This is a genomic window from Acinetobacter sp. YH12100 (genome assembly GCF_013419135.1).
GTDB classification, from domain to species: Bacteria; Pseudomonadota; Gammaproteobacteria; order Pseudomonadales; family Moraxellaceae; genus Acinetobacter; species Acinetobacter pseudolwoffii.
The window spans coordinates 118,082-130,660 of the sequence record NZ_VPAQ01000004.1; the positions used below are offsets into that span (position 1 = coordinate 118,082).

A 12,579-nucleotide genomic window follows, 5' to 3' on the forward strand; every position below is an offset into this window, starting at 1 on the left:
TATGGATTTAGACACGATTACTCGACAATGTCCTTATGGTGATCTACAACTGCCTTATCATGAAGTTGGACAGAAATCCTTATATCCCACCATTATTCTGATTCATGGTACGGGTGGAAATACCGACAAGCATTTCAGCTATATTTTCCCCATGCTCGGTATTCATCAGCGGGTTTTATCAATTGATTTACATACTCCAGATAAAACCGATCTGGCAGTGACTGATTTTAGTCAGCAAGTTGAAGCACTGATCCAGCATGCAGTAGCAGCTGATGAAGCGATTACTGTGGTGGGTTATTCACTCGGTGCCGTAATTGCTGCACAAGTAGCCGCGAGTCTCAAACAGCGTGTAGCACGTTTAATCCTGTTGGCCGGTTGGGCAAAAACCAGTTCGGTGCAACAACTACGGACCACGATCTGGCAACAGTTATTTAATGATCAATCTGCGGCATTGCCACATTTTGTGAATTATTGCCTGTATAGCGATGACTATCTGTCAGCCCGTTCTGAAAAACAGGTGCTCGATCTGGCACGCTTTGTAAAGCTTTCCCAAGATGCAGCCAAACAGCGTGAACTGAATTATCGCATTGATATCACTGCCATCCTGCCGGATATTTCTGCGGAGACTTTGATTGTGGCTTGCCGTGAAGACCGTATGGTGCCTTTAGCCCAAGCAAAATTACTCTTTGCTTCGATTCAGAACAGCCGCTATATCGAAATTTCTTCAGGACATGCAATTCATATTGAAGCACCAGCGGAAGTGGTGCAATTGATCAACCAGTTTAGCCAGCATCCAGAACAGTATCCAGCGAATCAAAAAATCCAGCCCATGATGCCTTAAAAAGGAGAAAAATAATGCAAGCTCAAGGACAGCGCAGCAAGATTTTAATTGTAGGCAGCGGTTTTGGTGGCCTAGGAATGGCGATCCGTCTTAAACAGCAGGGCATTCACGATTTTAAAATCATTGAACGTGCCGCAGAAGTGGGCGGAACTTGGCGTGATAATACCTATCCCGGCGTCGCCTGTGATGTACCGTCACATTTATATTCTTTCTCTTTCATTAAAAATCCCAACTGGTCTCGTGTCTTTCCGCAAGGGGCAGAAATTCAGCGTTATTTGATTCAATGCTGCGATCAGGAAAATATTCGGCCACATATCGATTTTCAGACTCAACTGGAAAAAGCTAGCTGGAATACCGAAAAACGTAGCTGGAATATTCAGACCTCTAAAGGTGTTTATGAAGCGGAATTTTTAATTACAGCAACCGGGCATCTGGCAGATGAACATCTTCCGCAAATTCCAGGACTGGAAGAATTTCAAGGTCAGGTGATGCATTCTGCACGTTGGAATCACGAAGTTAATCTGGATAATCAGCGCGTGGTTGTCGTAGGTTCAGGCGCTTCTGCTATCCAGCTTGTACCGGAAATTGCCAAAATAGCAAAAAATCTGACAGTTTTGCAACGCAGTGCACCGTATATTTTGCCGCGACCAGACCGACCTTATTCTGAGTCAGAAAAACAGCTTTTCCGCAAAGATCCGGACAGTATGTCAACCTTAAGACATTCCTTGTTTTGGGGTAATGAATACAATTTTGCCCAGCGCCGTAATCTGAAAAGCCAGATTGAGCGGGTCAAGAAAAACTGCCTGCAATTCTTAAAACATCAGATTTCAGATCCTGAATTACAGCGCAAACTTACGCCGGATTATGAACCTGGTTGTAAGCGCTTATTGCTTTCTAATGATTATTATCCGACTTTTCTAAAACCAAATGTCACACTTGAAGACTCAGCATTGGCAGAAGTTACGAAAGACGGGGTATTAAGTCAGGATGGAAATAGATTTTTTGCAGATATCATCGTATTTGCCACCGGATTTGAAGCGGCGCGTCCACCCTATGCCGCAAAGGTAGTCGGTAAACAGGGTTTAAGTCTGGAACAGCAATGGTCCAGCGGTATGCAGGGTTATCAGTCAACGACCGTACACAACTTTCCAAACTTGTTTATCCTGAATGGTCCCAACACCGGAAGTGGGCATAATTCAGCGCTTTATTTTCTGGAAACCCAGTTTGATTTGATTCTAGATGCCTTGCAGTTTTTTGAGCAGGAACAGATTCAGGTCTTTGAAGCGGATCAGAATGCTGAAAATAGCTATATGCAGGAGCTACAGCAGCTTTCCCAAGGTAGTGTCTGGTTATCGGAAAGCTGTAAAAGCTGGTATCTGGACCCGGTCAGTCGCAAGCTGACTTTGGTCTGGCCGGATTATGCTCATTCATTTAGGGATAAAAATCAGCATTTTATTCGTAGCGGTTATCACTACCAGTATGTTGAATCGAGACAGCAGAAAGTGGTTTAAAATATTTAATTAAAATCAAAATCTTATGGTTTAAATGATACAAAATAAATGTAAATCCAGGATAGGAGTATAGTCATGAGCAGTCAGCCATGGATGGAAGAATATAAAAAGTGGAATATCAATCCGGAGTTTACCCGGCCAGATCCTGAGAAAACCCTGAGCACGACAATTGCTGAGAATTTGGTAAAATTTCAGGATAAAACCGCATTTATCTATCTGGATCGTAAATTCAGCTATCACGATATCGATGTGTATAGCCAGAAACTGGCAAGCTATTTACAGAGCCTTGGGCTGACTGCTGGCAGCCGTATTGCGGTGATGCTGCCTAATATTATTCAATATCCAATTGCTACTTTTGCCATTATTCGTGCGGGTTATGTGCTGGTCAATGTCAATCCCATGTACACCCAGCGCGAGCTCTATCATCAACTACAGGATTCAGGTGCAGAAGCCTTGATTATCCTGGGACAGACTTTAGAGCAATTAACAGCACTAGATGAATGTCCTGAACTCAAATATGTCATTTCGACGCATCCGCTGGATTTTATTCAAGAGCAGCCAAGTGCTATTTATAGTCAGGCAGCACAATATCCAGATAAACAGTTTTCTGACTTTAAACAGGCAATAAATCAGGTAGAGATTATTGAGTTTGAACCGCCTGTACAGCATCAGGAAGATACGGTCATTCTGCAATACACGGGAGGAACCACAGGTGTTTCTAAAGGTGCTGAACTGAGTCACCGTAATATTCTATTTAATATTGCCCAAAACAGTACCGTATTTATCAGCCATTTTGGTGACCGCTATGCCACTGAAAATGAATATGTATTCTGTGCCTTGCCGCTGTATCACATTTATGGATTTACTATCTGCCTGTTCAGTTATGGTCTGAGTCGCGGTTTCGCCAATGTCCTGATTCCAAATCCGAGAGATCTGGATGCTTTGCTAGACCAATATCAGAAACATCCACCGACTGTTTTTCCGGGCGTGAATACCATGTTTAACGCGCTGGGACATCATCCTCGATTTCGTGAGCTGGATCATTCACATCTTAAAACTACCACAGGTGGTGGATCGTCTATTTTAAAAAGCACTGCTGAGTTATGGTATGAAGTCACAGGCTGCCAGATTTATGAAGGTTATGGACTTTCTGAAACATCACCCACCGCGACCTTTAATCCACCGCTGAGCCGACGTTTTAGCGGAACCATTGGTTTGCCACTGGCAGGGACTGAAATCCTGATTTTAAACGATGAGGCCAAGCCGGTTGAGTTTCATCAGGCTGGAGAAATTGCCATTCGCGGACCTCAGGTGATGAAAGGTTACTGGCAGCAACCGGAAGCAACGGCTCAGGCATTTACGAAAGACGGCTTCTTTCTGACAGGCGATATCGGCTGTATGGATGAGCAGGGTTATATCACCATTCTCGATCGTAAAAAGGACATGATTCTGGTGTCTGGTTTTAATGTCTATCCGAATGAGCTGGAAGGCGTACTGTCCAAGCATCCCAAAATACTGGAATGTGCCGTGATCGGGATTGAGGATGAAAAATCCGGGCAGGTACCCAAGGCATTTATTGTGAAACAGGATGCCAACCTGACTCAAGATGAGGTCATGGCTTTCCTGAAACAGCAACTGACCAGTTATAAACTGCCAAAATACATTGAGTTTGTGGCTGGATTGCCAAAGTCTACAGTAGGCAAAATTCTGCGTCGTGAACTGCCTCGTACTGTTCAGTCGAGTGCCAAAGTCTGCTAAAGAATAATCTAATTCATTAGATTTAAAGTAAAAAAGGAATCTAAAGATTCCTTTTTTATTGCTTGCTAGCTTATCGCTGCTGGATGACTTTTTTGCTTTTCAGCTCATCTATTTCATCCGGGCTTAAAAACTGGCTTAAGACTACATCGGTATCTTCACCTAAACAGGGTGGCGCTTTTTTATACTCTACCGGGGTCTTGGAAAGTTTAATCGGTGAGCCAATCGAGGTGTAATCTTCACGTAAAGTGTGTGGCATCTGGATGACCATCTCACGTGCCAATACCTGTTCTTCTTTCAGAGTCTGCTTCAGGTTATTAATCATACCAACTGGAACTTTGACTGCATGAATCAGATCCACCCAGGTTTGTGCGGGTTGCTTATAGAAATGTGCCTGTAGCACTGTGGTCAGCTCTTCACGATGCATCACCCGTCCTGAATTTTTTAGGAAACGAGGATCTTCGGCGACCTCAGCCAAGCCCACTGCCTGACACAAGGCCTTGAATTGCAGGTCATTGCCACAGGCGATAATAAACTCACCTTGCTGTGCCTTAAACACCTGATAAGGCACAATATTGGCATGCGCATTTCCAAAGCGGCCCGGCACTTTGTCTGAAGTCAGATAATTCATTGCCAGAACGGAGAGGGAAGCCACCTGGGTATCCAGCAGTGCCATATCGATATGCTGGCCTTCACCGGTTTTTTCCCGCGACAATAATGCCGCCTGAATGGCAATTGCAGAATATAAACCGGTGGTCAGGTCAGCAAAAGCCAGACCGGCTTTTTGCGGGCCGCCTCCCGGCAAGTCATCGCGTTCACCGGTGACGCTCATCATGCCACCCATGCCCTGAATAATAAAATCATAACCTGGTTCGTGTGCACGTGGGCCGTTCTGACCAAAGCCGGTAATTGAACAGTACACCAGACGCGGATTTAACTGACTCAGACTTTCATAATCCAGACCATATTTTTTTAGAGAACCCGCTTTATAATTCTCGATGACCACATCACTTTGCTGGGCAATTTTTTTAATGATCTCTTGACCTTCAGGCGTAGACAGATCCACGGCAACTGAATGTTTACCGCGGTTGGCAGAAAGATAATATGCCGATTCATGCGTATCTTCCTGCTTGTCATTTTTTAGCCAGGGCGGGCCCCAGATTCGCGTGTCATCCCCGTGATTAGGTTTTTCAATTTTAATCACTTCGGCGCCTAAATCGGCCAAAATTTGACTGCACCACGGGCCGGCTAAAATACGGCTTAAATCCAGTACGCGAAAGCCTGTTAAAGCACCCATCCTTACACTCCCTGTTTTATTGTATTCAATATCATCTAATTTCTAATCCTCATATCAAAATATCTTAAAATGATTTAATAATCAAATTAGCGATAACTAATTTCGTATAACAAAACTTAATATCAAATATTGTTGAAAATTCAACTTATCTTAATTACCTTGATTGGGCTCGACAGGAACAGCAAAAATAAAAGGAGATCTGAAAATCTCTCAGAGAAACCAAGAAAAACAGGAGCTAAAAATTGTCAGGATTGCATTTGTAGCAACCCGTCTATGTGCAAGATGGCAATTAAAACATCAATACGAAATAAGCAATAACAAGGATATTTACAATGACGGATCTCGCAACAGAATTAGGAAAAATCAAGCCCACGACCAAAAGAACCCAGCAAATTGCCTTTATATTTGCTTTTCTGGCCTTACTGGTCGATGGCGCAGACATGTTATTGCTGTCATTTAGCTTGAACAGTCTCAAAGCTGAGTTTGGCTTAAGCAATTTACAGGCAGGAGCACTGGGAAGTTTCACTTTGGCCGGGATGGCCATTGGCGGATTTATGGGCGGTTGGGCCTGTGACCATTTAGGCCGGGTACGCACCGTGGTCATTTCCATCCTGATTTTTTCTACATTGACTGCGGCACTGGGTTTTACCCAGAATTTTGAACAGTTCGCGCTATTACGCTTTCTGTCTGCATTCGGAATTGGCGCTTTATATATTGCAGCCAATACATTGATGGCAGAATATGTACCTACTGAATATCGGACAACAGTCTTGGGAACCTTACAGGCAGGCTGGACAGTCGGTTATATTGTGGCGACCTTGCTTGCTGGCTGGATTATTCCAGACTACGGCTGGCGGATGCTGTTCTTTGTCGCGATTATTCCAGCCGCCATGGCATTTTTTATTCAGAAACTGGTGCCAGAACCAGAGTCTTGGCAGCGGGCCAGACTGCAACGTTTATATGCGCCTGCAGATGTAACGGCAAATCGACCTGTTAAAAAAAGTACCACCAAGGAAATTTTTGCCGATCCTAGAAACCGCAGAATGTTTATCCTGTGGATTTTAACCGCTGGCTTTTTACAGTTTGGTTATTACGGCGTCAACAACTGGATGCCGGCCTATCTAGAATCTGAATTACATATGGATTTTAAATCGATGGCAGGTTATATGATTGGGACTTATGTCGCCATGATTTTCGGCAAGGTTCTGGCTGGCTTTGCAGCAGACCGTTTAGGACGCCGTTTTGTCTTTGCCTTTGGTGCTATTGGCACAGCGATCTTCCTGCCGGTGATTGTACTGTTTAATAGCCCTGACAATATTGCCTATCTGCTGATTTTCTTTGGTTTCCTGTACGGTATTCCTTATGCGATTAATGCCACCTACATGACCGAAAGCTTTGCAACCTCGATTCGTGGTACTGCGGTTGGTGGTGCTTATAATGCCGGGCGTATTGGCGCCATGTTTGCACCTGCAATTATCGGGGCGGCTGCAAGTGGTGGCTCTATCGGTTTGGGCTTCCTGATTATGGGCGGTGCATATTTCTTATGTGGTGCTGTATCCGGGATCTTTATCAAGGACCGTCAATATGATCCGCAAAAAGCATAACTATTCATAAAGTCTGTAAAAATGAGCCTGCTCGGGCTCATTTTTATATGAATCAAAGTGAAGCATCGTGCTTCTCATTTTTTATTCTGCATTCATTTCTTTTGGCAAATGAATATTTTTCAGGCCGTCATTGACTTTATTAAGAAGGTGAATCAGAGTAATGGCATCATCAAAAGTCAGCTTGTTCAAAGCCTGTCCATAAAAATCAAAAAAATCATTCTGCAAACTATCCCAGGTTTTAAAGCCTTCGCTGGTCAGCGCGACATTTTTAGCACGTCTGTCTTGCTCACTGATAATCCGTTCAACCAGACCATCACGTTCCAGACGTTTTAAAACTGCGTCCAGATTTTGCCGGCTTACACCGAGGTATTCGGTCAAATCAGAAAATGACATCCCTGATTTTACCCGCGGCCGAGACAAGGCTCCCAGTACAGCCCAATGCACTGGAGAAATTCCCAGTTCATTCGAGCATTTGCGATCCAGCGTATTCCCCACCTGAAACAGCCTGAAAAAAAGTCTATTGTGGGAAGAGTATAAGGATTGATCATATTTTTTTGACACAGTATCACTCATTTGATAAGCCACCCAGCTCAACACGTTTAAATAAAAAAGAGTATAGCTTAGAGCTCACTCGCATAAATCGAATTCCAGATTGCAGCGCGCATGTAGAACCCAAGTACACTGGCACCATATTAACTTGAGAAATCATGATTTTTTTCTCTTTATTCAGTCAGCTTGATTGAATGAAGCAACATAAAAAGTTTTTTCGATTCAGGTTGCATTATTCTGAAAATGAGCCTGTGATTGATAGTGCAAATCTAAGAGTAAAGCTGATATGTGTCAATGTCTTTAATTTGTTAAAATTATAAGTTATTGATAATAAGTTATAAAATAAATATATAAACTTATTTTATGTAAATATATTGACATAAAAATATTCTAATTCTATTTTAGTGATAACAGGCGATATATGAACAATAGTTAATCAGAATCAGATAAAAATATACCAGGGAGAGTTAAATGAAAGGGTTGAAGGATAAAGTCGTAATTGTGACCGGTGGCGCAGGTGGCATCGGTTCAGCAACCTGCCGCCGTCTGGCGGAAGAAGGTGCGAAAGTTGCGATCTTTGACATGAATATTGCAGCAGCAGAAAAACTGGCCGCAGAAATTAACCAGCAGAATGGCCAGGCCCTGGCTGTGCAGTGTGACATTACTCAAAATACTGTTGTGGAGCAGGCTGTACAGCAAGTAGAAGCCGAGCTTGGGCCGATTGATGGACTGGTCAATAATGCCGGTTGGGATATTTTCAAACCTTTTATCAAAACGAATCCGCAAGAATGGGAAAAACTGATTCAGATCAATCTGGTCGGTATGCTGAATATGCACTTTGCCGTTCTGAAAGGTATGGTCGAGCGCAATTCTGGCAGTATTGTCAACATTGCCTCTGATGCTGCCCGAGTCGGTTCTTCAGGTGAAGCGGTTTATGCTGCATGTAAGGGCGGACTGCTTTCATTCTCAAAAACACTGGCCCGTGAACATTCTCGTCATAACATTAAAATTAATGTGATTTGTCCGGGACCAACCGATACAGCCTTACTGGCAGGTGTCACCGAAGGTGCATCGAATCCAGAAAAATTACGTGAGGCTTTCACTCGTGCTATTCCACTCGGTCGTTTAGGTCAACCTGAAGATTTAGCCTCTTCGATTGCCTTCTTTTTAAGTGATGATGCCAGTTTTATTACTGGACAAGTACTCAGTGTTTCGGGTGGTTTAACCATGAGTGGTTAAGCAAAAACTGCTAGAAAATATGGAAAATAAAGTCAGACAGAGAAATACAGGAAGTAATAACAATGATTTTTGAAGATATCTTATACGAAGTAAAAAACGGTGTGGCATGGATTACGATTAACCGTCCAGAAAAAATGAATGCCTTTCGTGGTACGACCTGTGATGAATTAATCAAAGCCTTAAACAAGGCCGGCTATGACCGTGAAGTCGGTGCGATTGTACTGACTGGCGGCGGTGATCGTGCTTTCTGTACCGGCGGGGATCAATCCGCGCATGATGGAAACTATGATGGCCGTGGCACCATTGGTTTGCCAATGGAAGAATTACATACGGCAATGCGTGATGTGCCTAAACCGGTGATCGCTCGTGTACAAGGTTATGCGATAGGTGGTGGAAACGTATTAGCCACCATTTGCGATCTGACCATTTGTTCAGAGAATGCCATTTTTGGTCAGGTGGGCCCGAAAATGGGTTCAGTCGATCCGGGTTATGGCACAGCATATTTAGCACGTGTAGTCGGTGAGAAAAAAGCCCGTGAAATCTGGTATATGTGCCGTCGCTATACGGGCCAAGAAGCGGTTGCAATGGGTCTTGCCAATAAATGTGTACCTGCCGATCAACTTGATGCTGAAGTACAGGCTTGGGCCGAAGAAATCTGTCAGCGTAGTCCGACAGCCATCGCCATTGCCAAACGTAGCTTCAATATGGATACCGCACATCAGGCGGGGATTGCCGGCATGGGCATGTATGCACTAAAACTGTATTACGACACGGAAGAATCGCGTGAAGGCGTCAATGCACTCAAAGAAAAGCGCCAGCCTGAATTTCGTAAATTTTATAAATAAGGAAGATACAGCATGACTAAAAATCCTTATATTACGGAAGACTTAGAGTTTTTAGCAGAAACTGCTGAAAAGTTTGCGCAAAAATATATTGCCCCCGGTTTTTTAGAACGCGATCAAAGTCGGGTGTTTGATCGTGATCTGGTCAAAAAAATGGGAGAGATGGGCTTTATTGCACCGGAACTTCCGGAACAATATGGCGGCCAAGGCATGGGACGTCTGGCAGCAGGCATTATTCATGAAGCGGTAGCCAAAGCGGATTTAAGTTTTTCCTATATCAATCTGCTCGCTTCGCTAAATGGCCAGATTCTGGCGGAACATGGTCAACCCGAAGTGGTTGAACCGTGGCTGAAGAAACTGACCGCCGGTGAAGCAATTTTTTCGATTGCCTTGACCGAGCCGCGTGGCGGTTCAGATGCTGCCAACCTGCGTTTAAAAATCGAACGTGACGGCGATGAATATATCATTAATGGCGAAAAGACTTCGATTTCGGCTGCCGATCAGGCCGATGCTTCGGTGGTGTTTGGCCGTACTGGCGCCAATGAAGATGGTGCGCATGGCGTGACAGCACTCCTGGTTCCCATGAATTTATCTGGCATTAGCACCACGCGTTTTGACTGTCATGGGCAACGTGCCATTGGTCGCGGTTCAATCTTCTTTGATAATGTTCGCGTTCCGGTCAATCATCGCTTAGGTGATGAAAACAAAGGTTTTGTGCAGGTCATGCAAGGCTTTGACTTTTCACGTGCCTTGATTGGTTTACAGGTTCTGGCTGTTGCACGTATCAGTCTGGATGAAGCCTGGGAATATGCGGCGCAACGTGAAGCCTTTGGTCAGCCCTTAACAGCATTTCAAGGCGTGTCGCATCCATTGGCCGAGTATGAAACCCAGGTAGAGGCCGCGCGTTTACTCTGTCTGCAAACCTTATGGCTCAAAGACAATCATCTGCCACACACCTCCGAGGCTGGAATGTGTAAATGGTGGGGACCGAAGCTGGCCTATGACGTGATTCATCAATGCTTATTGACCTTTGGTCATGCCGGCTATGACCGTGGTGTCATGGAACAGCGCATGCGCGATGTACTCGGCTTCCAGATTGGTGACGGAACAGCTCAGATCATGAAAACCATTATTGCGCGTAAAAAAGCAGGACGCAAAGCGGTACCGGCTTAGCTCATATTGAGCTCAGCCCTGGCCGATATAATTAAAATCAGGAGTAACCGAATGGAATTCGATGCAGTTCTTATAGCTTCCAGAAAAGAAAAAATGCTGAAAGAAGGCTACTGGTTAAATAAAACCATTATTGATTCTCTGCGTCAGACCATCGACAAGAATCCAGATAAAACCGCACTGGTCAGTTTTAAAGTGGAAGATCAAACGGAGCAAGTGTTTAGCTATCAGGATCTCTGGAACATGACCAATAAAATTGCTTTAGGTTTAAAGCAATTGGGTGTGGCTAAAAATGATGTGGTCTCGTGTCAGTTGCCGAACTGGTGGGAATTTACCTTGCTGTATCTGGCCTGTAGCCGCATCGGCGCCGTACTGAATCCATTGATGCCGATTTTCCGGGAACGGGAACTGGAATTCATGCTGAAACATGGTGAAGCCAAAGTATTTATCGTACCAAAAAGCTTCCGTAATTTTGATCATGAACAGTTGGCAAATCACTTAAAGACTAAAATTGAGACCTTGCAACATGTGGTGGTGGTCAATGGTCTTGAAGAGAATAATTTTGACCAGATATTGGTCAATCATGGTCTTGAGCAAGATTCTTCCGCCGTTACAAACCTAGATCAGCTTGAAGCTCGTCCCGATGATATTACCCAGCTGATTTTTACCTCAGGCACCACCGGTGAGCCGAAAGGGGTGATGCATACCGCCAACACTTTATTTTCCAATATTGCTCCCTATGCAAAACGGCTAGATTTAAATGAAGATGATGTGGTACTCATGGCCTCACCGATGGCGCATCAAACCGGCTTTATGTATGGCCTGATGATGCCGATTGAACTGAATGCCAAAGTGGTGTTGCAAGATGTCTGGGATGTGTCACAGGCAGTGGACTTAATTCACCAGCATCAGGTCAGTTTCACCATGGCGTCCACACCATTCCTGAATGACCTGTCCACCACCGTTGCGGAGCAGCAGGATCAGGTCAGCAGCCTGAAAACCTTCTTGTGTGCAGGTGCACCGATTCCAGGTTCATTGGTACAAAAAGCACGGGAAACCTTAGGTGTCAAAGTGATTTCTGCTTGGGGCATGACCGAGTGCGGCGCAATTACCACCACACGACCTGAAGATGAGGATGAACGTTCCTTTAATACGGACGGGATTGCTTTGCCCGGTGTAGAGATCAAAATCGTCAATAAAGCAGGCGAGACTAAACCGCTGAATGAGCCGGGACGTTTAATGATTCGTGCCTGTTCAAGTTTTGGCGGTTATTTAAAACGTGCACATTTAAATGATACCGATGCAGATGACTGGTTTGATACCGGAGATATTGCCTATCAGGATGAGCAAGGCTATATCCGGATATGGGGACGTAAAAAAGATGTAATCATTCGCGGTGGAGAAAATATTCCGGTCGCAGAAATTGAATCTCTGCTGTATAAGCATCCGAATATCGCCACCGTCGCGCTGGTGGCTTATGCCGATGAACGACTCGGTGAAAGAGCCTGCGCGATTATCAAGCTTAAAGATCCAAGTCAGCCATTAGAACTGAATGATATCGTCAACTTTTTAAAAACCCATAATCTCGCGATGCAATATATTCCAGAGCGTTTGGAGATTTGGGAAGATATTCCAATGACGCCGTCTGGAAAAATCCAGAAGTTTAAACTTCGTGAACTGCTGGCCAGTCATCTTGCCTCAGCCAATTGATCGTTAAAGATAAACTCCTGAAATATATTCAGGAGTTTTTGCTATAGATTGAAATGGGAAG

Annotated in this window: 10 protein-coding genes; 8 read left to right on the forward strand and 2 right to left on the reverse strand. The window is 44.3% G+C overall.

The features are described from left to right. Window position 1: 1 nt before the first annotated feature. From FTU40_RS04515 to FTU40_RS04525, 3 genes are all read left to right on the forward strand, one after another. Window positions 2–841: an alpha/beta fold hydrolase gene (locus tag FTU40_RS04515; protein ID WP_180039949.1), complete on the forward strand. Its 840-nt coding sequence runs from the start codon at window positions 2–4 to the stop codon at window positions 839–841. A gap of 14 nt (window positions 842–855) precedes the next feature. Continuing rightward, window positions 856–2,352, forward strand: a complete 1,497-nt coding sequence (locus FTU40_RS04520) for an NAD(P)/FAD-dependent oxidoreductase (protein ID WP_180039951.1) — start codon at window positions 856–858, stop codon at window positions 2,350–2,352. A gap of 75 nt (window positions 2,353–2,427) precedes the next feature. Then, complete coding sequence (locus FTU40_RS04525; protein ID WP_180039953.1) at window positions 2,428–4,110, forward strand: AMP-binding protein; 1,683 nt, start codon at window positions 2,428–2,430, stop codon at window positions 4,108–4,110. 70 nt (window positions 4,111–4,180) lie between these two features. On the opposite strand, the gene FTU40_RS04530 is transcribed toward FTU40_RS04525, so the two are convergent. Further along, a complete protein-coding gene (locus tag FTU40_RS04530; protein ID WP_005096893.1) occupies window positions 4,181–5,404 on the reverse strand; it encodes a CaiB/BaiF CoA-transferase family protein in 1,224 nt (407 codons plus the stop codon). A gap of 332 nt (window positions 5,405–5,736) precedes the next feature. Between FTU40_RS04530 and FTU40_RS04535 the strand changes: the two genes are divergently transcribed. Then, a complete protein-coding gene (locus tag FTU40_RS04535) occupies window positions 5,737–7,008 on the forward strand; it encodes an MFS transporter (RefSeq protein ID WP_074382789.1) in 1,272 nt (423 codons plus the stop codon). 81 nt (window positions 7,009–7,089) lie between these two features. Here the strand turns inward: FTU40_RS04535 and FTU40_RS04540 are convergent, their stop codons facing one another. After that, window positions 7,090–7,581: a MarR family winged helix-turn-helix transcriptional regulator gene (locus FTU40_RS04540; protein ID WP_180039955.1), complete on the reverse strand. Its 492-nt coding sequence runs from the start codon at window positions 7,579–7,581 to the stop codon at window positions 7,090–7,092. 447 nt (window positions 7,582–8,028) lie between these two features. Here FTU40_RS04540 and badH point away from each other — a divergent pair, with 447 nt between their 5' ends. The 4 genes from badH to aliA all read left to right on the forward strand — a co-directional run bounded on the left by badH (window position 8,029) and on the right by aliA (window position 12,518). Next, window positions 8,029–8,796, forward strand: coding sequence for a 2-hydroxycyclohexanecarboxyl-CoA dehydrogenase (badH, locus tag FTU40_RS04545; RefSeq protein ID WP_005096889.1), 768 nt, complete (start codon window positions 8,029–8,031; stop codon window positions 8,794–8,796). Window positions 8,797–8,858: 62 nt separating this feature from the next. Next, window positions 8,859–9,641: a 2-ketocyclohexanecarboxyl-CoA hydrolase gene (gene badI, locus FTU40_RS04550; protein ID WP_180039957.1), complete on the forward strand. Its 783-nt coding sequence runs from the start codon at window positions 8,859–8,861 to the stop codon at window positions 9,639–9,641. Window positions 9,642–9,653: 12 nt separating this feature from the next. Continuing rightward, window positions 9,654–10,811 (forward strand): cyclohexanecarboxyl-CoA dehydrogenase, encoded by a 1,158-nt coding sequence (gene aliB, locus FTU40_RS04555; protein WP_180039959.1) that lies wholly within the window; start codon window positions 9,654–9,656, stop codon window positions 10,809–10,811. 51 nt (window positions 10,812–10,862) lie between these two features. Further along, complete coding sequence (gene aliA / locus FTU40_RS04560) at window positions 10,863–12,518, forward strand: cyclohexanecarboxylate-CoA ligase (RefSeq protein ID WP_180039961.1); 1,656 nt, start codon at window positions 10,863–10,865, stop codon at window positions 12,516–12,518. Window positions 12,519–12,579: the final 61 nt, after the last annotated feature.